We start from the raw sequence: 19,637 nt of genomic DNA on the forward strand, positions 1-19,637 counted from the left end.
TCATGGTGAAACGTCAGCTTCCCCAACCCGCCGAGCTGTTCGAGCTCATGAAGTTCAAAAAGCCCGAGTTCGACGGACGCACCCGACGCCTGCAGTCCGCGCTCACGATCTCCGACCTGCGCACGATCGCCAAGCGCCGCACGCCGAAGGCGGCTTTCGACTACACGGATGGCGCGGCCGAGGGCGAGCTGTCACTCACTCGCGCCCGCCGCGCATTCGAGGACATCGAGTTCCATCCCGACATCCTGACCCCCGCGCCCGACATCGACACCTCGGTCGAGATCCTCGGTGGTCCGTCAGCGCTGCCGTTCGGTATCGCGCCGACGGGGTTCACCCGCCTGATGCAGACCGAGGGCGAGATCGCCGGCGCTTCGGCAGCCGGCGCCGCGGGGATCCCGTTCACCCTCTCGACGCTCGGTACGACCTCGATCGAGGACGTGAAGGCCGCAAATCCCGACGGTCGCAATTGGTTCCAGCTGTATGTCATGCGCGACCGTGAGATCTCGTACGGTCTTGCGCGCCGCGCTGCCGCCGCAGGGTTCGACACCCTCATGTTCACCGTCGACACCCCGGTCGCCGGTGCGCGCCTGCGCGACAAGCGCAACGGCTTCTCGATCCCGCCGCAGCTGACCCTCGGCACGATCGTCAACGCCATTCCGCGGCCCTGGTGGTGGTACGACTTCCTCACGACTCCAAAGCTCGAGTTCGCGTCGCTCTCATCCACTGGCGGCACCGTCGGCGAGCTGCTGGATGCCGCGATGGACCCCACGATCAGTTACGAGGATCTCGCCGTCATCCGCGACCTGTGGCCCGGCAAGATCGTCGTCAAGGGCGTTCAGAACGTTGCCGACTCGGTGCGCCTGATCGACCACGGTGTCGACGGCATCATCCTCTCCAACCATGGCGGTCGGCAGCTCGACCGCGCGCCCATCCCCTTCCACCTGCTGCCGCAGGTCGTGCGGGAGGTCGGAAAGGACGCCACGGTCATGATCGACACCGGCATCATGAACGGCGCCGACATCGTGGCATCCGTCGCCCTCGGCGCGAAGTTCACGCTCATCGGCCGCGCGTACCTGTACGGCCTCATGGCCGGGGGCCGCCAGGGCGTGGATCGCACGATCGAGATCCTCCGCGCCGAGATCGAGCGCACGATGCGCCTGCTCGGGGTGTCAAGCCTTGCCGAGCTCGAACCGCGCCACGTCACGCAGCTGACGCGCCTCGTGCCGGTCGGTTCGGGCGCAGCATCCGTTCCCCTCGAGGCCTGACCGCCGCCCACCAATTCGTCACTGTGTTACGCGGCGAGTTGCACCTCGGGCGCGTAGCCGAGATGCTCGAACACATCGCAGCATGACGCGAAGCCTCGCGCCCGAGCACGTCATCGGGCACGCGCTGCGGCTCCCTGACAACTCAGCGGGCCGCCCCGGCTCGCCCGAACTCGAACGGTCTGTCATGCGTCTGACGTCTCCGCCCGTCCCTGTCTTCACTCTCGAGCGTGTCCGATTCGACGAGGACTACCGTCCTCTCGACAACACGCGCATCACCACCAACTTCGCGAACCTCGCACGCGGCGAGAACCGCAAGGAGAACCTCCGCAACGCGATCCGGATGATCGACAACCGGTTCAACGAGCTCGCAGCTAGCGACAACGAGACCGCAGACCACTACTCGGTCGATCTCGATATCGTCTCGGTATCGGTCGACCTCGACGAGGGCGGCGACGGCGAGCGCTTCCCGATCATCGAGGTACTGGAGACGACGATCGTCGACCACCGCACCGGTAGCCGCATCCCGGGCATCGCCGGCAACAACTTCTCGTCGTATGTGCGGGACTACGACTTCAGCGTCGTGCTCCCCGCACACAACGCCGCCGGATCCGGGTTCAGCGTCCCCGATGACTTCGGAGTGCTGCACGGCAACCTGTTCCGCAGCTTCGTGGCGTCGGATGCCTACACGCGGCACTTCGCGAAGGCTCCCGTCATCTGCCTGAGCGTCTCGAGCACCAAGACCTACCAGCGCACCGACACGCGGCATCCGGTTCTGGGCGTCGAATACCGCCAGGACGAGTACTCGCTGACCGATGACTACTTCGCGAAGATGGGGATGAAGGTCCGCTACTTCATGCCACCCCGCGGCGCCGCCCCCCTGGCGTTCTACCACGTCGGGGATCTGCTCACCGACTACTCGGACCTCGAACTCGCCGCCACGATCGCAACCATGGAGAGCTTTCAGAAGATCTACCGTCCCGAGATCTACAACGCCAACTCTTCGGCTCCCGCGCGGTTCCAGCCGAGCCTGAGCCAGCCCGACTATTCGCTCACGCGCATCGAGTACGACCGCGAAGAGCGCAGCCGCCTTGCGGTCGAACAGGGCCGCTTCGCCCAGGAGCACTTCATCGAGCCGCACCGGGAGTCGCTGGAGCTGTGGTCGGCGCAGTTCTCCGCCCGCGAGCTGGAGGAGGCACGCGCATGACGCTCCTTCCCACCTCCACCGCGGGCAGCCTGCCGAAGCCGGCGTGGCTCGCCGAACCCGAGACGCTCTGGTCGCCCTGGAAGCTGGATGACGACATCCTCGCCGAGGGAAAGCGGGACGCGCTGCTGCTGGCGCTCTCGGACCAACAGCACGCGGGAATCGACATCGTGAGCGATGGCGAGCAGAGCCGCCAGCACTTCGTGACGACCTTCATCGAACACCTCGAAGGCGTCGATTTCGAACGCCGCGAGACGGTGCGTATCCGTGACCGTTATGACGCGTCAGTGCCCACAGTCGTCGGCGCCGTCGCGCGCAAGGCGCCGGTGTTCGTCGAGGATGCAGCCTTCGTGCGCGCCCACACCGACCGACCCGTCAAGTGGGCGCTTCCCGGGCCGATGACGATGATCGACACGCTTTACGACGCCCACTACGGCAGCCGCGAAGAGCTCGCGTGGGAGTTTGCGGGCATCCTCAATCAGGAGGCGAAGGAACTGGCAGCGGCGGGGGTCGACATCATCCAGTTCGATGAGCCCGCGTTCAACGTCTTCTTCGACGATGTCAACGACTGGGGGATTGCGGCGCTCGAGCGAGCCGCCGAGGGGGTGACCAGCGAGACCGCGGTGCACGTCTGCTACGGCTATGGCATCAAGGCCAACACCGACTGGAAGGCCTCCCTCGGGTCGGAGTGGCGCCAGTACGAGCGCATCTTCCCCCGCATCCGCGAGTCGAGCATCGACATCGTCTCGCTTGAGTGCCACCATTCCCACGTGCCGATGGACCTCATTGAGCTCATCCGCGGCAAGAAGGTCATGGTCGGGGCGATCGACGTGGCGAGCACGCTCGTGGAGACCCCGGATGAGGTGGCCGACACGCTGCGGCGGGCGCTGCAGTTCGTGGATGCCGAGAACCTCTATCCGTCCACGAACTGCGGCATGGCACCGCTTCCCCGCGCGCTCGCCCGCGGGAAGCTCGCCGCCCTCACCGCGGGCGCGGCGATCGTGCGATCGGAACTCGGCGGCTGAACTCAGGCAGCCGAGCTCCGGCATCCGTCGAAACCGCACCGCACCGGGGTAGGAGAAATCGCCGCGGTAGGACGATGTGCACCAGAAACGTCCTACCTCGGCGAGAGCACCTGCCTCCGTGCGGCGAACTGTCAGTGCGGCCACCGGCTCAGCATCCGTCTTCGGCACGCACCGACGTAGGAGAAATCGCCGAGGTAGGACCATGTGCACCAGAAACGTCCTACCTCGGCGAGAACACCTACCTTCGTGCGGTGGGCGTGCGGTGGACTCGGCCCGCTACACCCGCGCGGCGACCCCGGCGATCAGATCGACGACCTTCTCGGGCTGACGGATGCCGACAGAGAAGACGTACGTCGTCGTGAAGCCCGCCTCCCCCAGCGCCCGCACCTGGTCGGCGACGCCGTCCGCCGTGGATTCGGGATTCACGCCGATCATGGCGGTCTTCTCGACGGTGTCGTAGTCGCGCCCGACATCGTCGCAGTGGGCCCGCAGCACGTCGAGCTTGCCCGTGGGTACTCCAGCGAGGGCGCTGAGGTTGCAGGCATCCGCGTACTGAGCCACGAGCTTGAGGGTCTTCTTCTCTCCCCCGCCGCCGATCATGAGCATCGGCTTCGTGACGTTCTGCGGCGAGTTCAGCGTGCGCCCGAGCTGCCAGATCGCCCCGTCATACGGCTCGTCGGAGTCCGACCACATCTGCTGGCAGATCTGGATCGTCTCCTCGAGTTCGCGGAAACGCTGCGCGACGGGCGAGAACGGGAATCCGAGGCCGACACACTCCTGCTCGTTCCAGCCTGCGCCGATGCCGAGTCCGACCCGGCCACCCGAGAGCACATTGAGCGTGCTCACCTGCTTGGCAAGCAGGGCGGGATGCCGATAGATGACGCCCGTGACCAGGACGTGCAGCATCGCTTTCTGCGTGTGCGCGGCAAGGAACCCGAGGGTCGCGTAAGCCTCAAGCATCTCGTGCTCGACGGGGCCGATGCCGGGCAGCTGCCAGAAGTGGTCCATGACGGTGATCCGCTGGATGCCGGCATCCTCAGCGTGCCTAACGTGCCGCGCGAGGGTCTGGCCGAGCTCGGCCGGCCCCGAGTCGAAGGTGAAGTCCGCGATGTGCAGCCCGAAGTGCATGTCAGCTCCGTCCCGGGTCGGATGCCGTATCCGGCCGCGCTGTCAGGTTACGCCGCCATCGGCATCCGTGGTCTTATGCGATGCCTCACGGAGGTAGGAGAGATCACCGAGGCAGGACGATGAGCGTGCACGTCGCCCTACCTCGGCGAGAATTCCTACCCACGAGAGGTCGGTCGGGGCAGCGGATGCCGCAGCGGATGCCGCATCACGCGGCGTCGCCGAAGCCCCGCTCGCGGAAGAGGTCGATGCTCTCGCGGAGGGCCCGCAGGACGTAGGGCGGAAACTCCATGCCCTGCTCGTTCGCCCACAGTAGCTGCGCTTCGATGCGGCCGACTTCGCGCGCGTACTTGTCGAGGTCGGTGTCGAACCCGAGGCTTGTGACGACGCCGCCCATCTGCGCGCGGTAGCGGTCCTGTCCGTTCGTGCCGACGAGGTTGTAGGTCTTCTCGCGCAGGACGCGGGCGAGGTAGAGCTGCCAGGGTCGCAGCGCCCCGGAGTGCACGAGCTCGGTCGCGCTCATCCGATAGAAGGCGAAATGGCCGGGTTCTTGCCGACGGATGGGCGCGATGATCGTCTCGGCGATCGCGGTCTCACCGAGCCCTGTCATCCCGCTGTGGATCGTGTTGTAGGCGAGCACCGCCTGCCGCTCGGTGCTGGCGCCGGTCAGGTAATACAGCAGCCGCGCGATGTCTTGGATCCCGGAGAAGTGCGCGAGCACGCCCATGATCCGCATCTTGTGCGACACCTCGAGCACGGGCTCAGCCGCCGGGCGCCCGAGATCCTGCTGCAGTCGATCAAGGATCAGGCCGTGCTGGATCTCCTGCGGTTGCCACACGTCGGCGTAGAACATCCGGTCGACCTCGCTGACGTCTGGCAGCAGGACGAGAAGCTCGAGCACGTTGCGGTCGACTTCGAGTTCGACACGAGCGAGGTAGTCGATCACATGCCCGTACCGGTCGGCGACGGCACGCGGGTCACGGATGCCGCGGTCGACGGAGTCCAACTCGATGGGCGGATGCTCCTCGCCGAGCCTCTGGACGTGCTCGAGAATCCGCTGGGACGTCACCGGCTCAGCCATGCATCCATCATGCGGGACAGTCCCCAGCCATGGGGCCGCGGCCAGGCACCCGGATGTCGCCGGAGACCGCTACCATCCCTGCCATGGCTTTCATCGAGGCGACAGGGCTCGTCAAGACCTACCATCCGCGGGGCGCGCCGGTCGTCCGCGCGCTCGACGGGCTCGACCTGTCGGTGCCGGAGGGAACCGTCGCAGCACTGCTCGGGCCGAACGGCGCCGGGAAGACGACGACGGTCAAGGTGCTGACGACCCTCATCCGACCGGATGCCGGTTCCGCGAGCATTGACGGTGTCGACGTGCTCGCCGAACCGCAGCAGATCCGCCGGATGAGCGGCGCGAGCGGTCAGTACGCCGCGGTCGACGAGAACCTCACCGGGTTCGAGAACCTCTTCATGGTCGGGATGCTCTACCACCTCGGGCGACGGCGGTCGACGCAGCGCGCGCGGGAACTCATCGAGCTGTTCGACCTCGTGGATGCCCAGAACCGCCCGGTGAAGGGATTCTCGGGCGGGATGCGGCGCCGCATCGATCTGGCCGGCGCACTCGTCATCAACCCGCCGGTCCTCTTCCTCGACGAGCCGACGACGGGACTCGACCCGCGCAGTCGACTCGCCCTGTGGGATGTGATCGAGTCGCTCGTCGCAGGCGGCACGACGGTGCTCCTGACCACCCAGTACCTCGAGGAGGCGGACCGCCTCGCCGACTCGATCTCGATCATCGACAACGGACGCGTGATCGCGAAGGGCACCGCTGACGAGTTGAAGTCCTCCGTCGGTGGGCAGCGCATCGCGGTCAGTCTCGTCTCCGAGGCCGACGCTGCCGCGATGAGCGAAATCCTCTCCCGCTACGGCACTGGCCCCGTCGCCTCCGACGGGGCGCGCAGCCTCGTGGTCCCCGTCTCCGACGGTGCCGATGCCCTGTCGCGGATCATGGCGGACACTGCCGCCGCAGGTGTCGACCTGCACGATGCCGGCATGCGCCGGCCCACCCTGGACGACGTGTTCCTGCAGCTCACGGGTCATGCCGCCGAACAGGCAGATGCCGAGGAGGACGCAGCATGAACGCTGACGTGACCCCCGCGACCGCACGGCCCGGCGAGACCCTGGCACCGATGCCGGGAACGCCGCTCACCCGGTTTGTCTCGGATGGGTCGATCGCGACCTGGCGCAACCTGAAGAAGATCACTCGGGTCCCCGACATCCTGATCTTCACGCTGATCCAACCGATCATGTTCGTGCTGCTGTTCACGTTCGTGTTCGGTTCGTCGATCACCGTGCCCGGCGAGAACTACACCTCGTTCCTGATGGCCGGGATCTTCGCTCAGACCATCGTGTTCGGTTCCACATACTCGGGCTCGGCGATGGCGCAAGACCTCAAGGACGGGATCATCGACCGGTTCCGCACGCTCCCGATGAACGGATCCGCGGTGCTGATCGGACGGACGGTCGGCGACCTCGTGATCAACGTGCTGTCGCTGGTCGTGATGATGCTGACGGGACTCATCGTCGGCTGGCGCGTCGAGTCATCGGCGCTGGACTTCATCGCGGGGGTCGCCCTGCTGCTGGTGTTCTCGTACGCGTTCTCGTGGGTCATGGCGTTCCTCGGGCTCGTGGTGCGCAGCCCCGAAGTCATCAACAACGCCTCGTTCCTGATCCTCTTCCCCCTGACCTTCATCTCCAATGCGTTCGTCCCGAGCGAGAACCTGCCCGGGCCACTGCGTGCGGTCGCAGAGTGGAACCCGGTGTCTGCGCTCGTCCAGGCGGCACGAGAGCTGTTCGGCAATGCTCCCGCGGGAAGTGCCGCGACGGATGCCTGGCCCCTTCAGCATCCAGTCGTCTACGTCCTGCTGTTCGCTGTGGCGATGCTCGTCGTGTTCGTGCCGCTCTCGATCCGCCGCTTCGCAACTCTCAGCCGGTAGCGCACAGCTCCCACCGCGCGATGGCGGCCCGGTGGCTGGTCGTCAGTCCCCCAGATCCAGCCGTCGATCGCGCTGACAGCGTCCCACCAGCGACGGCGAGCCCTGCTCGGGCAACGAAGACAAGCGATGCGGTTGACGCGCACATGATCACTGGCATCACCGCACCCAAGGACGAGCACTCTTACGGCGACACCGTGAGAGACGATGCGAACTGCGGACGACGGGGCACCGCAGAGAGCGACGACGTGGAGACTCCCCCGTCGACGGCGAGCACTTGACCGGTGATGTAGGCCGCCTCTGAGCTGGCGAGGAAGCGGATGGCGCCCGCGATGTCCTCGACTCGCGCGGCGCGTTGGAGGGGTACCGGACCGACGACGTCGGCGACCCATTCGGGATCGGAAAGGAACCGGGAACTCGTCAACGGCGTATCGGTGACGCCCGGAGCGACCGCGTTGACACGCACACCGTCCGCGCCGTAATCCGCCGCCATCTGCCGGGTGAGCCCCACAAGACCCGCCTTCGATGCGGCGTAGGCCGCCTGGGCGGGATAGCCGCGAAGGGCGATCGTGGACACGACGTTGATGATGCAGCCGCGTGTGCGTGCGAGATGCGGGAGGGCGGCCCGACTCGTCCGAAACGCCGCAGACAGATTGACATCGATCATCCGGGCCCACGCATCGTCCGTTGTCTCATGCACGGGCATCGCACCCGAGATGCCCGCACAGTTGACGAGGACATCAAGGCGCCCCCACTCGGCAGCTATCGTGTCGACGACGTCGCGTGCCGCATCGGGGTCTGCGAGGTCCGCGATGAACGACCGCACGCCGTCGGTCTCGTGCGACGGCTGCGTCCGGTCGAGCACCGCCACACGGGTCCCGTCGGCTCTCAGCGCGGCGACGGTGGCCGCGCCGATTCCCGAAGCGCCACCGGTCACCAGAGCGGCAGAGGGTGGGGCTCCGCCGCCCTCCAGCCGTTCATAGGCCACGAGATGCTCCTCCATCGACTCGGATGTCCGCTCCTGTCACATTCGACGCGTCGTCACCGAGCAGGAACGCGATCACCGCGGCGACCTCCCTCGCCGTGCCGAGCCGGCCAAAGGGAAGTCCCCGCTCGTCCACGGCGTATCGCCGCATCCGCTCGTCGAGATCTGCGGGAGTGCCGGGGTGACTGCCTTCGAACCACCGACGGAACTGTGGTGTGTCGACGGGCCCAGGGGAGACCGTGTTCACTCGGATGCCCGAGAGAGCCACCTCGCGCGAGAGCGCCTTGCTCGCCGTCGTGAGGGCCGCCTTGAAGGCGGCGTAGTCGATGTTGGGCGGCTGGGGCTCCGACGCGGCGAGGGAGCTGATGGATACGATCGCACCTCCCCCGCGCCGTTTCATCTCGGGAAGAACCGCCCGGATGCAGCGCATCGCTGTTGCGAAGTTGATTTCGTAGGATCTCGCCCAGTCGTCATCGTCGATCGTCTCGAATCCGTCCTCCCGGTTGAGCTGCACTCCGACACAGTTCACGAGCGCGTCGATTCCCTGGAAGCGCTCGGCGGCGGCGTTGACGAAGTCCTCCGCACCACGCTCCGTGCTCAGATCGACGCTGACGGGAAGGTGATTCTCGCCGAGAGCTTCGTGCGGTGTGATGTCTGCACCGACGACCCGCAGCCCCTTCGCCAGCAGCAGGTCGGTGACTGCCGCGCCTATGCCTGAGGCCGCACCGGTGACGAGCGGATCCTCCTCCTCCTCGAGGAGCTGGGCGAGGTGCGACCGACCGAAGTGAGCAGTCATCTCGGTGTTGCGAGTTCAACCGCCCACCGGCTTCTTGCGATGCTGGCATGGCGCGGCTTCATCCGCCAGGACTCGCACACGAAGGCCTACATGCCGGGCCCGAGTCTTGCCCGGGTGGCCTACTCGGCGCGGCGACGCAATGATCTGGTCGCATCGGCACAGCCGATCGTCGACGAGCTGAGCGAGACCCTCGGCGAAACGTCGCACTTGGGAGCGTTGGAGGGTACCCGCGTTCGGTACCTCATCGCCACGGAATCGGCGGCCCCGGTGCGTGTGGTCTCCCGTGTCGGCAAGGACTATCCCGCCCACGCGACGGCCGTCGGCAAGGCCCTCCTTGCCGGCCTGACGACGGAACAGCTCCGAACGCTCTACCCCCGAGAAGCCCTGGAGGCACTGACACCGGCGACGGTCGCAACTCGGACCCAGCTCGCCGCACAGCTCGACCGCGTTCGCCGAGTTGGCTACGCCGTGAGCAGAGGCGAGAGCGGCGACGAGGGTGTGGCCGGCGTCGCTGTCATGGTGCCCAACGAGCTGGGCCTGCGGATAGCGATAAACGTCTCGGCACCGTCCTACCGGATGCCGACCTCGCTTACGAAGTCCATCGCCGGCGAGTTGATGGACGCAGCGGGACGGCTGTCCGAGACGTTGCGGTAGGCACCGCCGCCCAGGCCACTGCCGTCATGCACGGACCGAGGGGACCTCGCGTGTGTACGAGGGCCCCTCGCTCCGGCGACGCAACGCCCGAGATACAGGTCAGTCGTCGTGCTTGCCTCGCTCGTAGCGCAGGTTGACGATCACGGGATCTCCGTCGAGGAACTCGCCGAGCCGTTCCAGGATGGGCGCCAACGCGGGCGATGTGTCGTGCTCGGCAGAGGCTGACTCATCCTCATATACCTCGAACATCGCGACGCTGGAGGGCTTGCCGTCGACGGCGTAGATGGCCCACTCAAGAGTTCCCGGTTCGATCTTGGTGTGTTGCCGGTTCGCCTCCAGGAGGACGCGGAACTCCTCGACCTTGTCCGCGCGCAACGGAAGCTCGACGTACTTCGCAACCTTCGTCATGTCGTGTTCCCTTCGTTCCTACAGATAGACGTGCGAGCCTGCATCGACCCGGTATGACGCGCCGGTGACCTGCCGGGCGAGGTCGGACGCGAGGAAGACGATGACTGCGGCGACGTCAGCGGGGTCGTTCATCCTTCCCAGCGGAAGCTTCCGCATGTCTTTGGCGAAGTATTCCTTCGTCTCCTCGAACCCCTTGCCGAGCTCTGTCGACAGGCTCGATATGAAGCTGTCCATCGCGGGAGTCGCTGTCGGCCCCGGTGCGACGCAGTTCGAGCGGATGCCACGCGGGCCGAACTCCATCGAGAGGGACTTGGACAGACTCAGCACGGCTGCCTTCGAGACAGCGTAGTCGACGAAGAACGGATCCGGCTGTGTGGCTGCGTCGCTTGCCAAGCTGACGATCGCGCCACCGCCGCGCTCGATCATGTGCGGGATCGCGGCGCGGGATGCGCGGACGGCGGCGAAGAAGTTGACATCGAGCAGCGAACGCCAGTCCTCGTCCGTCACCGAAAGGAAGCTCTCGCGGAAAGGCGCAAGGCCCACATTGTTGACGAGCACATCGACACCACCGAGCCTGTCTGCAACGGCGTCGACCCACCCTGCGATCGCACCGTCGGCGGTGACATCGAGCTCTGTCGTGTCGACCGCGTGGTCGCCGGCGATCGCAGCAGCAGCCGCCGGATTCCGATCTGCGACAGCGACGCGTGCTCCCTGCTCGGCGAAGGCTGTCGCTGTCGCCAAGCCGATTCCCGAGCCGCCGCCCGTGATCAGAACGACCTTGTCCTTCAATCCGTACCCCGTCATGAGGTCTCCTCTCTGTTGTTCCACATTCCCGGTTGTGCGAGCCGCGCCGCACCAGGCTTCTCGTACGCCATGCCGTGCGGCACGCTGATCAGTTCGAGTTGGTACCCCCACGGTGTGATCACGTACACGAAGCGGGCTCCGTGATTCGGCTGTCCTTCGCCGACATCGGTCGGAGCACCGAGGACACGCACACCCTCGATTCCCTGGAAGTACTCCACCGCCGCATCGACGTCGTCGACGTAGAAGCAGAGGTGGCTCGCGCCGATGTCGGAGTTACGCGGATCATCCTTCTCCTGGTCTGGAGCGCGATACTCCATGAGCTCGAGGTTGGTGTGGGCGCCGAGCCGCACCATTCCGATGCGGAGCCTGCTGCGAGGATGCACGTTGATGTTGGTGTACATCCAGTCGCCGGCGTCGTCTGCGAATTCGCCGGTCGTGTAGACGTGCTCTCCACCGACGACCTCGGTGAAGAAATCGATCGCCTGTTCGAGGTCGGGCACCGTGACGGCTACGTGGTCGACAGCGCGAAGGCCGGGGATCGGTGACTCGCTCATGCCTGCACCTCCGTCCCGGCGCGCTTTCGGCCCCGGAGGCGCCGACTGGTCTGAACCTTGCTCAGCGCGACCGCGATGATCAGCACCGCGCCGTTGAACAGGTACGGCATCCACGTCGGGGCGCCTGCAAGCAGAATTCCCTTCACGCCGAGTGCAACGATGTAGACCGCGACGAGCGTTCCCCAGATGTTGAATCGTCCCCGCTTGAACTGGGTGGCTCCCAGGAAGACCGCGGTGAACGCGGGGAGAAGGTAGTCGCCGCCGATCGTCGGGTCACCGGTCCCGAGCCGTCCCGCGAGCAGGACACCCGCTCCGGCCGCAACAGTCGAGCCGATCATGAACGACATCACGATCCGGCGTTTGGTCTTGACCCCCGCGAGACGCGCGGCCTCCGCATTTCCTCCCGTCGCATAGAACTGCCGACCGAGCGGCGTGCGCTCCAGCACATACCAGAGCAGAAACGCCACGGCCAGGAGGATGTACACGGGATAGGTGACACCGAAGAGCTGTCCGGCCGCGAGGGCCTGGAAGTCCGACGGCAGCCCGAGGATCTGCTGACCACTGGTGATCCATTGGACGAATGCGGTGAGGAGCGCCGTCATTCCGAGGGTGGTGATGAAGCTGTCGACGTTGAGGAGCGTGACGATCAGACCGTTGGCCAGACCGATGAGAGCCCCGACGGCGAGCGCGATAAGGATCGCGACCGGCGTCGGCAGACCCGCCTTCACGAGCATGAACGCGGAGACGACCGACCCGACGCCCAGCGTCATGCCGATAGAAAGGTCGAAGACGCCTGTGGCGAGCGGAACGCAGAGGCCGATCGCGACCAGGGCGGTGATCACTTGGGTGTCGAGCAGGCTCTTCCAGGTGGTCGCCGTCAGAAAGGTGTCGGGTACCCACAAGGCGAAGACGATCACCAGGATCACGGCGATGTAGACCGCGCTGGCGTTTTGGAACGAGATCGCCTCCAGCCACCGCCGTTGCGGCCGCTCCCTCGGCGACGCGGACTCTTCCGTCTTGGCCGTCGTGTCCATGTCGATCATGCTGTCTTTTCCCCTCTTGCGGCCGGACCAGCCGATGCGCCGTGCTGCCGGATGGACTCTGTGAGCAGCTGCTCCTCGGTGAGCTGCTCTCCGGAGAGCTCCGCCACGACCCGACCGGCGTCCATGACCAGGACGCGGTCGCAGAGCGCGACGAGCTCGGAGTTGTCGGTGGAGGCGACCACGATCGCCTTGCCCTCGGATGCGGCATCCGCCACGAGTTGATGGATCGCTGCCTTCGCACCCACGTCGACACCCTGGGTCGGTTCGTCGAGCCAGAGAACAGATGGATCGGTACGCAACCACTTCGCGAGCACGACCTTCTGCTGGTTCCCCCCGCTGAGCTGCGTCATGTAGAGCTCAGCGTCGGCAGGGGTGACCTGAAGCTTCCCGATCCATCGGTCGACGTCGGCGCGTTCTTCTCGCACCCGCACGTCGGCGAACGGACCTGTGATGGGGGAAAGCTTGGGCAGAGAGACGTTCTCGCGGATCGTCTGGGTCATCACCGCACCGATACGCTGACGCTCCGCCGGTGCCCACGCGTAACCGCGTCGGATGCTCACGGAGATGTCGCCGGAGGGGAGCGGCTTGCCGTTGAGGACGACCTCTCCCCGTGACCGATGTCGAGCGCCCGAAGCGATCGCGCCGAGCGTTTCGACGCCCGAACCTATGAGCCCACTCACGCCGAGGATCTCTCCCGCCTTGACCTCCAGCGAGACGCCGTTCACCCGCTCTCCCGCAAGCTCGCGCAGCGAGAGCACCACCTCGCCCGAGCGCTCGCGCGTTCGCTCGAGCGGCTGGGGTCGCTCACCGATCATGGCGGAGACGATCGCGTCCGGCTCCAGCTCATCGCTCTCGAGAGCCGCGACGACGCGTCCGTCTCGGAAGATCACCGCGCGGTCGGCGAGCGCGATCACTTCGTCGAGCCGGTGCGAGACGAAGAGGACACCGGCCCCCTTGTCTGCGAGCGAGCGCACGGCGCGGAAGAGCGCCCGCGCCTCGCCCTCGTGGAGGGACGCCGTCGGCTCGTCCAGCACAAGGATGTTGTCGTCGCGCTCCCACCCGTCGATCGCCCGGGCGATCGCGATCATGGTCCGCTCCGCCTGGGTCAGCTGTGCGACGGGAACGTTGAGCGGCACATCGACATCGAGGCGGCGCAGCACACGCTCAGTGCGCTCGGTCTCGGCGCGAACCTGGCTCGGGAGGAGCAAGGGCCGAGAGACGTGGCGGGAGAGCGCGAGGTTCTCGATGGCCGAGAGCGTGTCGACCAGCGCAAGATCCTGATGGATGAAGTGGATCCTGCCCGTCGTGCTGCGCCTCGGGTCGAACGGCTGACCCTGGATAGTGATCGTCGACCCAGGGTCCGGGTCATGGAAGCCCGCGAGGATCTTGATGAGCGTCGACTTTCCCGAGCCGTTCTGCCCGCACAGGGCGACGATCTCACCCGGGCGGATCGAGATGTCGATGTCGTCGAGCGCCTTGGTCGCCGTGAAAGTCTTGGAGAGGGAGCGGACGTCCAGCAGGACGTCCGCTCCCTGGTGGTTTCCCCTCACTCGAGCCCCCAGAGGCCGAGGAAGTACTCCTGGTATCCGGGGTACGAGGCGAAACCGTCTTCGGGCGCGAAGTCGAGGTTCTCGCGCGTGATGAACTTCTGCGCAGACCGCGAGTTGATCGTCACCTCGTCGACCGCCTGGCCCGTGGCGAGCTTGGCTGCGATGTCGGCGGCGATCCATGCCTCCTGGTTCAGATCGTTCGACAGATCAGCGGTCTGAAGTCCGTCCGCGATGTACTGGAAGTTGACCTGCCCACCGGCCTGCGACAGCGTGTCGATCCCCTCGATTCCCGCCGCAGCAAGCGCCTGCGGAACCCCGATGAGGACCGAGCCGAACGCTCCGACGACCCAATCAGTGTCGGGGTTCGCCTGGACGTAGCTCACGACGCGGTTCGGCAGCTGAGAACCGATCTCCGACGCGGGAGCCGACACCGCCTCGACGGTGCAGTCCGGGCACTGGGTCTGGATCTCGTCGACGAAGTCCTCCGCAAGCCCGCTGAAGACGGTGTACTCCGGCGGGAAGAAAATCACGGCGTTGGCCTCACCGTCGGACTCGGCGATGACATAGTCGGCCATGATCCGGCCCACGAGACGGAAGGTGTCTCCGCCGTTGAACACCGCCGAGATGCCCTCTGCGGGAGGGTCGTTGGGGATCGTCCATGAGACGACGGGGATCCCCGCGTCCTTGAACTGCGTGAGCTGCGCGTTCCAGGTCTGCGGCTCGATCGCATCCTGGATGAGGACGTCGGGACGCGAGTCGAACGCGGCCTGGAATGCCTCGGCGGTGCTCTGGGTATCCGTCCCCTGCTTGAACGAGATGAACTCGCCGCCGAGCTCCTCGATGACGACCTTCATCTGCGCCCCGACCACCGCGCACTCGGGCACGTTGCACTCGACGTACGCGAACTTCTTGCCCGTGGGCAGCTCTGCCAGCGGCTGGTCCACCGGGATCGGCGGCTCGAGGTCGGGCATGCTCACGGCCCGTTCGAGATAGGGCGCGATCTGCTCTTGGGCATGGGCAAGCCCGGCCGCTCGATCGGCAGTGTTGGATTCGCCGCCGTCGTCCGTGCTCGAGGCACATCCGCCGAGGATGAGGGCGCCGGCGACGCCGGCCGCCACGAGGGCGACCATCCGACGAGGTCGTGCTGTGTGCATCATTACTCCTTCGTAATCGATTCGTTCGGGATGCAACTATCTGTCCGGAAGTTCCCTGCAGCTGCAATTCGTTCGGGATGCAATCATCTGGCGAAAAGAAAATTGCTCTGCATGGTGGATAGTCAGTCGCACCCGTGCTGTGAAGCTGGCACAGCCCGCTCGGTCCGTCTACGTGAACCGCGAAGAAAGGATTGTCATTGGGGATCCAGCCGCGCCACGCGCGCTGTGAGCTCATGAAAACGTCGCGCTCCGGCGTCGGGGATGGGTCGCATCAGCGTCTCCTGCACGAGACGCACACCGGCTGTCGCATCCAGAAGCACGCGGCGTCCCTCATCCGTCAGCTCAAGCTGGATACGACGGGCGTCGCCCCGGACCCGGGAGCGGGAAACGAGATTCTTCCGAGCAGCGCGGTGCAGGATTCGCGCACCGTTGGACACCTCGAGACCGGCCAGCCGCGCTGTCGCCAGCACCTCGAGCGGCCCGGAGTAGTACAGAACATCGAGGGCTGCGTACTGCGGAGGCGTCAGCGCGGGAACGAATGCCGACCACAGGCGGGAATGGATCTGCCGAACCCGCCGCAGCCGCCAGCCCGGGGTCGACTGGAGCTTCGAATCGGGTGAGTCGCTCGCGAGTGCCGTCCCCTCCAGCTCGTTGCCCGCAGCAACCGCGCCCCAGATCTCAGCGACTTCGTCCGACTCGGACTCGGAGAGAGGACGGAGGAGTTCCTCGTCGACTCGTGCGGCGCCGAGCATCGCGCCGTCGATCAGGTGCTGAAGGTCGACCGTGAACTCGACCAGACGACGCCGACCGTCCCGCGGATCCGTGCCCCGGCGAATCAGTCCGCGCTCATCGAGCATCACCATGAGGGACGTCAACGTGGCCTTGTCGACCCCGATCCGATCACCCAGCTCCTGCTGGTGCGAGGAACCACTCTCCGAGATGGCCAACAACAACGCGAGCTGAGGCGTGGTGGGAAAATCGCCGACGATGCTCTTCCACGTGGCGATACGGAACTGCTCCGCCACTCGCAGGGCGAACCCCGGCGCCTGCTCGACGGGGAGGGGCCGACCACCGAAGCTCACGGAACCTCCAGCCGCTCCTCTCGGATGCCCGCCACTGCACGGGCCCGACACACGCTACCCGGGTGTGACCTCGCGCACCAAACCTCCCGCCATGAGCTCGGAGTAGCCCGCGCCCACACGCACATCGACGACGACGAGCGCCCCATTTCTCACGAGGGCGGCAGCCTCCTCGAGAACTGGCCGAAGCTGTGCGGGGTCGATCACCGGCCCGAGCCCGATCGCTCCCTGCGCCCGGGCTATCATCGCGATATCCGGCGCTGGATCGTCGATCCGCTGTCCCACCCACTTTCGCGACGGGTCGCGATCTCGATGATGCGCGACCTTCTCCTGGTGGACCTCATCGTTGAAGTAGGAGCGGTTGTTCGCGACGACGACAAGTGCTGCTGCGCCGTACTTCACACCTGTCCAGACGGCTGTGGCTCCCATCAGGAAGTCGCCGTCGCCCAGCACGGCGACCACCATCCGTTCGTCATCTCGAGCCGCCAGCGCGGCACCGACGGCCATTCCCGGACCGGAGCCGATTCCACCCCCGCCGTCGTAGCCCAGGTAGTCGGTGGGTGAGGAGAAGTCCCACCATGCACTGTCCCACCCCAAAGGGAGTCGGGCGAGGACGACCCCGTCGGCGGCGAGCGTTGAGCGCAGCGCGTCCGCCAACTCGGCAAGCGGTATCTGGTCGTGTGGAGGACGCGACTCTGCTCCCCCGCTCGTCTCCTGAGGCAGACGGGGACCGATCACCGCCCCGGACGAGACGGGGTCATCCTCGGCCGCTTCGATCAGCTGACGCACACCGTCCTCAGCGACCGCAGGGAGCCAGACATCAACCACCGGCCAATCACCATGGTCCTTGGACCACCCGTTGTGGAGATATGGGTCCAGCGTGACGGCAACTACGGCCCGCGCCGCTCGGGCCGGAGCCTGCCGCAACGCGCCTGCGAGATCGATCCAGTCGAGCGCCACCACGACGTCGGCTTCGCCGAGGGCCTCGATCGCCTCCGGAGAAAGGAAGAACCCTGCGCCGTTGACATGAAGCGGGTGTCGGGTGGGGAAACTGGAGTTCGCCTTCAGGTCGGTGACCACCCGCGCGCCCAGCATCTCAGCCAGCCGCACGCGATCGGCATACTCTTGGGCACCCGCCCCCGAGCGGCCGCTCAGATGACCGGGCGCTGCGCCCCGCGAAGCAGGCCCATCGCCTCCTTCACAGCGTCTTGCGCCGCCACGGGTCGGGCCCAGCCCGCGCGTTCGAACACCCTCGGTTGCTTCGGCTGCTCCGTGATCCGCTCTTCTTGAACCGACACATCGAGCACGACATACGTCGGAGCCTGCGGTGGTGCCGATGTCAGTTCCCACGCCCTCGACAGCGACGAGAGCGTTGCCGCCACGGATAGCGGCGAGTCGTCCCATTTCACGTAGTTCCGAACGATCGCCGGCTGGTCAGCGGTTGTGTGGAGCCAGTCGATCCAGGGCCGCCGCCGGTCGGCGTCGGCCGGGCCCGCCGCCCCGAGAATGAGCATCGGAACACGGTCCGCGTACGCGTTGTAGATCGCCATCGCGGCATGCATGAGCCCGACATTGCTATGGAGCGCGACCGCGAGCGGACGTCCACTGAGCTTCGCATATCCGTGCGCGATGGCAACGGCGTGCTCTTCGTGGAGCGTCATGAGCATCGTCGGGCCACTGTCACCGAGATAGTTCACGAGCGAATCGTGGAGCCCGCGATAGCTCGCACCCGGATTCAGTGCGATGTACTCGACTCCGGTCTCTCGCAGGAACGCGGCGATCGCATCGCTGCCCCACTCGGGCGAGGGCAGGGCGCCGAGTTCACTCACGCGTTCCCTCCGTCCGCAGCGGACGTGGCGACGGCACGCATCCGCGCAGAGAACGATGACATATCGAGCCCGAACAGACCGAAACGTTGCGCGTTGTGGAGCAGGAAGTCATTGACGCCTAGCCGGTAGAGCTCGCCCACCTCTCCCGCGAGGAAGAGATCCGTCTCGCGATCGGTGAGCCCGTACCCGGCCAGCGCCCGTCGCGGTGACACTCGCGCAAGCTCCCGAAGACTCGGGTCGACCGAGAGTTCGTGGAGGAATCGCGAGCCTTCGTACGCGCTCATGAGAGCACCTCCCACGAGGCGTAGGCGTGGCCGAACTGCGGTTGGACAGTGATCGATTCGGGTGCTCCCCCGCCGGCGGCGGCCCATGCCACGAGCCAGGCGAGCAGCTCTCCTCCGACGTTGCCGGCGCGGTGGAGTCGCTCCGGCGTCGCGCGGGCGACGAGTTCGGCCGCACGCGCCGTCTTCATGTGATCGACAACCGTCTCGGTCCATTCCGGATCGGGTACGCCGTAGTTCTGATCCGGTGCGATGTGCACCCCTCCGACCTCCAGCGAGAAGCTGCCCGAGCCGATCACGACGACGTTTCGCTCATGGTCGTAGCTCTCGATCGCGGCACGAAGGCAGCGTCCGAGCTCGTAGGCACGCTCAGATGTGGGGATCGGCGGGACAAGCTCGTTGATCCACAGCGGGACGACCGGAATCGTCGGATCGCCGAGAAGGAAGTGAATCGGCACCACCATGGCGTGATCGATCGCGAAGTCTTGCACGACGGACGGCTCGAAACCACGTCCGATGAGCTCGGCGAGGAGGTGGCTCGCGAAGTCGGGGTCGGATGGAATGCTGCGGGGAGGTAGCCCATCGGTGCCGTCATTGGGCCCCCAGGTTTCGGCTCCGATGCCTATCCCGATCGAGGGGAAGTTGTCCAGGAAGAAGGTGTTCAGGTGGTCGTCGGCGACCACTATCACCACATCCGGTTCCGCCGCCTCGACGCGAGCACGCACCCGCGCGTACATCTCGCGGATCTCTGCCGCTGGGCCGACGCCATCGTCGACCAACTTGGGAAAGGCAGGGGTGTGTGGAACCCCGAAGACCCCTGTCAGCGCTGCCACGTGTACTCCCTTCGTAAAGTTTCCGGTTGTAAGAGTACGTTTCTCCGTTTAGTTT

General features: G+C 66.2%; 21 protein-coding genes. 6 read left to right on the forward strand and 15 right to left on the reverse strand.

The window, feature by feature from the left end; all coding sequences use genetic code 11:
- Window positions 1-2: 2 nt before the first annotated feature.
- The 3 genes from LL236_RS03520 (at window position 3) to LL236_RS03530 (ending at window position 3,491) form a co-directional block, all read left to right on the forward strand.
- Window positions 3-1,265 (forward strand): alpha-hydroxy acid oxidase, encoded by a 1,263-nt coding sequence (locus LL236_RS03520; RefSeq protein WP_228177411.1) that lies wholly within the window; start codon window positions 3-5, stop codon window positions 1,263-1,265.
- 184 nt (window positions 1,266-1,449) lie between these two features.
- A complete protein-coding gene (locus tag LL236_RS03525) occupies window positions 1,450-2,469 on the forward strand; it encodes a DUF1852 domain-containing protein (RefSeq protein ID WP_228177511.1) in 1,020 nt (339 codons plus the stop codon).
- Entirely contained in the window at window positions 2,466-3,491 is a 1,026-nt protein-coding gene (locus LL236_RS03530) for a methionine synthase (RefSeq protein WP_228177412.1), read from the forward strand. Before LL236_RS03525 ends, LL236_RS03530 begins: the two co-directional genes overlap by 4 nt.
- 276 nt (window positions 3,492-3,767) lie before the next feature.
- Here LL236_RS03530 and LL236_RS03535 read toward each other — a convergent pair whose 3' ends face one another.
- Window positions 3,768-4,619 (reverse strand): LLM class F420-dependent oxidoreductase, encoded by an 852-nt coding sequence (locus LL236_RS03535; RefSeq protein WP_228177413.1) that lies wholly within the window; start codon window positions 4,617-4,619, stop codon window positions 3,768-3,770.
- Window positions 4,620-4,824: 205 nt separating this feature from the next.
- Window positions 4,825-5,697, reverse strand: a complete 873-nt coding sequence (locus LL236_RS03540; RefSeq protein WP_228177414.1) for a GTP-binding protein LepA — start codon at window positions 5,695-5,697, stop codon at window positions 4,825-4,827.
- Window positions 5,698-5,780: 83 nt separating this feature from the next.
- Here LL236_RS03540 and LL236_RS03545 point away from each other — a divergent pair, with 83 nt between their 5' ends.
- Both LL236_RS03545 and LL236_RS03550 read left to right on the forward strand, forming a co-directional pair.
- Complete coding sequence (locus LL236_RS03545) at window positions 5,781-6,758, forward strand: ATP-binding cassette domain-containing protein (protein WP_228177415.1); 978 nt, start codon at window positions 5,781-5,783, stop codon at window positions 6,756-6,758.
- A gap of 50 nt (window positions 6,759-6,808) precedes the next feature.
- Window positions 6,809-7,615, forward strand: coding sequence for an ABC transporter permease (locus LL236_RS03550; protein ID WP_228177512.1), 807 nt, complete (start codon window positions 6,809-6,811; stop codon window positions 7,613-7,615).
- 181 nt (window positions 7,616-7,796) lie between these two features.
- Here the strand turns inward: LL236_RS03550 and LL236_RS03555 are convergent, their stop codons facing one another.
- Together LL236_RS03555 and LL236_RS03560 are read right to left on the reverse strand one after the other, a co-directional pair.
- Complete coding sequence (locus tag LL236_RS03555; RefSeq protein ID WP_228177416.1) at window positions 7,797-8,600, reverse strand: SDR family NAD(P)-dependent oxidoreductase; 804 nt, start codon at window positions 8,598-8,600, stop codon at window positions 7,797-7,799.
- Window positions 8,590-9,393 (reverse strand): SDR family NAD(P)-dependent oxidoreductase, encoded by an 804-nt coding sequence (locus tag LL236_RS03560; RefSeq protein WP_228177417.1) that lies wholly within the window; start codon window positions 9,391-9,393, stop codon window positions 8,590-8,592. The genes LL236_RS03555 and LL236_RS03560 overlap by 11 nt, the downstream gene beginning before the upstream one ends.
- Before the next feature lie 39 nt (window positions 9,394-9,432).
- Between LL236_RS03560 and LL236_RS03565 the strand changes: the two genes are divergently transcribed.
- Entirely contained in the window at window positions 9,433-10,047 is a 615-nt protein-coding gene (locus LL236_RS03565; RefSeq protein WP_267189483.1) for an IclR family transcriptional regulator, read from the forward strand.
- Window positions 10,048-10,146: 99 nt separating this feature from the next.
- Here the strand turns inward: LL236_RS03565 and LL236_RS03570 are convergent, their stop codons facing one another.
- The 11 genes from LL236_RS03570 to LL236_RS03620 all read right to left on the reverse strand — a co-directional run bounded on the left by LL236_RS03570 (window position 10,147) and on the right by LL236_RS03620 (window position 19,582).
- A complete protein-coding gene (locus LL236_RS03570; protein ID WP_228177418.1) occupies window positions 10,147-10,455 on the reverse strand; it encodes a putative quinol monooxygenase in 309 nt (102 codons plus the stop codon).
- An 18-nt stretch (window positions 10,456-10,473) separates the two neighbouring features.
- Window positions 10,474-11,259 (reverse strand): SDR family NAD(P)-dependent oxidoreductase, encoded by a 786-nt coding sequence (locus tag LL236_RS03575; RefSeq protein WP_228177419.1) that lies wholly within the window; start codon window positions 11,257-11,259, stop codon window positions 10,474-10,476.
- Window positions 11,256-11,813 (reverse strand): VOC family protein, encoded by a 558-nt coding sequence (locus LL236_RS03580; protein WP_228177420.1) that lies wholly within the window; start codon window positions 11,811-11,813, stop codon window positions 11,256-11,258. The genes LL236_RS03575 and LL236_RS03580 overlap by 4 nt, the downstream gene beginning before the upstream one ends.
- Window positions 11,810-12,847 carry an ABC transporter permease gene (locus tag LL236_RS03585; RefSeq protein WP_228177421.1) on the reverse strand — a complete coding sequence of 346 codons (1,038 nt, stop codon included), beginning with the start codon at window positions 12,845-12,847 and terminating at the stop codon, window positions 11,810-11,812. The genes LL236_RS03580 and LL236_RS03585 overlap by 4 nt, the downstream gene beginning before the upstream one ends.
- 5 nt (window positions 12,848-12,852) lie before the next feature.
- Entirely contained in the window at window positions 12,853-14,406 is a 1,554-nt protein-coding gene (locus LL236_RS03590; protein ID WP_228177422.1) for a sugar ABC transporter ATP-binding protein, read from the reverse strand.
- The gene (locus LL236_RS03595; protein ID WP_228177423.1) at window positions 14,403-15,560 is read right to left on the reverse strand and encodes a sugar ABC transporter substrate-binding protein; all 1,158 of its coding nucleotides are present in this window, start codon (window positions 15,558-15,560) and stop codon (window positions 14,403-14,405) included. The genes LL236_RS03590 and LL236_RS03595 overlap by 4 nt, the downstream gene beginning before the upstream one ends.
- Window positions 15,561-15,754: 194 nt before the next feature.
- On the reverse strand, window positions 15,755-16,642 hold the full coding sequence (locus LL236_RS03600) for a MarR family winged helix-turn-helix transcriptional regulator (RefSeq protein ID WP_228177424.1): 888 nt from the start codon (window positions 16,640-16,642) through the stop codon (window positions 15,755-15,757).
- Window positions 16,643-16,696: 54 nt separating this feature from the next.
- The gene (locus LL236_RS03605; RefSeq protein WP_228177514.1) at window positions 16,697-17,872 is read right to left on the reverse strand and encodes a thiamine pyrophosphate-dependent enzyme; all 1,176 of its coding nucleotides are present in this window, start codon (window positions 17,870-17,872) and stop codon (window positions 16,697-16,699) included.
- Complete coding sequence (locus tag LL236_RS03610) at window positions 17,791-18,468, reverse strand: thiamine pyrophosphate-binding protein (RefSeq protein ID WP_228177425.1); 678 nt, start codon at window positions 18,466-18,468, stop codon at window positions 17,791-17,793. The genes LL236_RS03605 and LL236_RS03610 overlap by 82 nt, the downstream gene beginning before the upstream one ends.
- Complete coding sequence (locus LL236_RS03615) at window positions 18,465-18,752, reverse strand: hypothetical protein (protein WP_228177426.1); 288 nt, start codon at window positions 18,750-18,752, stop codon at window positions 18,465-18,467. The genes LL236_RS03610 and LL236_RS03615 overlap by 4 nt, the downstream gene beginning before the upstream one ends.
- The gene (locus LL236_RS03620) at window positions 18,749-19,582 is read right to left on the reverse strand and encodes a hypothetical protein (protein WP_228177427.1); all 834 of its coding nucleotides are present in this window, start codon (window positions 19,580-19,582) and stop codon (window positions 18,749-18,751) included. Before LL236_RS03620 ends, LL236_RS03615 begins: the two co-directional genes overlap by 4 nt.
- Window positions 19,583-19,637: the final 55 nt, after the last annotated feature.

Source organism: Microbacterium schleiferi, from assembly GCF_020781975.1.
Taxonomy (GTDB): Bacteria; Actinomycetota; Actinomycetes; order Actinomycetales; family Microbacteriaceae; genus Microbacterium.

Coding starts and splice junctions, on each gene's coding strand:
- LL236_RS03520 (WP_228177411.1), top strand. CDS start 3: ATGGTGAAACGTCAGCTTCCCCAACCCGCCGAGCTGTTCGAGCTCATG.
- LL236_RS03525 (WP_228177511.1), top strand. CDS start 1,450: ATGCGTCTGACGTCTCCGCCCGTCCCTGTCTTCACTCTCGAGCGTGTC.
- LL236_RS03530 (WP_228177412.1), top strand. CDS start 2,466: ATGACGCTCCTTCCCACCTCCACCGCGGGCAGCCTGCCGAAGCCGGCG.
- LL236_RS03535 (WP_228177413.1), bottom strand. CDS start 4,619: ATGCACTTCGGGCTGCACATCGCGGACTTCACCTTCGACTCGGGGCCG.
- LL236_RS03540 (WP_228177414.1), bottom strand. CDS start 5,697: ATGGCTGAGCCGGTGACGTCCCAGCGGATTCTCGAGCACGTCCAGAGG.
- LL236_RS03545 (WP_228177415.1), top strand. CDS start 5,781: ATGGCTTTCATCGAGGCGACAGGGCTCGTCAAGACCTACCATCCGCGG.
- LL236_RS03550 (WP_228177512.1), top strand. CDS start 6,809: ATGCCGGGAACGCCGCTCACCCGGTTTGTCTCGGATGGGTCGATCGCG.
- LL236_RS03560 (WP_228177417.1), bottom strand. CDS start 9,393: ATGACTGCTCACTTCGGTCGGTCGCACCTCGCCCAGCTCCTCGAGGAG.
- LL236_RS03565 (WP_267189483.1), top strand. CDS start 9,433: ATGCTGGCATGGCGCGGCTTCATCCGCCAGGACTCGCACACGAAGGCC.
- LL236_RS03570 (WP_228177418.1), bottom strand. CDS start 10,455: ATGACGAAGGTTGCGAAGTACGTCGAGCTTCCGTTGCGCGCGGACAAG.
- LL236_RS03575 (WP_228177419.1), bottom strand. CDS start 11,259: ATGACGGGGTACGGATTGAAGGACAAGGTCGTTCTGATCACGGGCGGC.
- LL236_RS03580 (WP_228177420.1), bottom strand. CDS start 11,813: ATGAGCGAGTCACCGATCCCCGGCCTTCGCGCTGTCGACCACGTAGCC.
- LL236_RS03585 (WP_228177421.1), bottom strand. CDS start 12,847: ATGGACACGACGGCCAAGACGGAAGAGTCCGCGTCGCCGAGGGAGCGG.
- LL236_RS03595 (WP_228177423.1), bottom strand. CDS start 15,560: ATGCACACAGCACGACCTCGTCGGATGGTCGCCCTCGTGGCGGCCGGC.
- LL236_RS03615 (WP_228177426.1), bottom strand. CDS start 18,752: ATGAGCGCGTACGAAGGCTCGCGATTCCTCCACGAACTCTCGGTCGAC.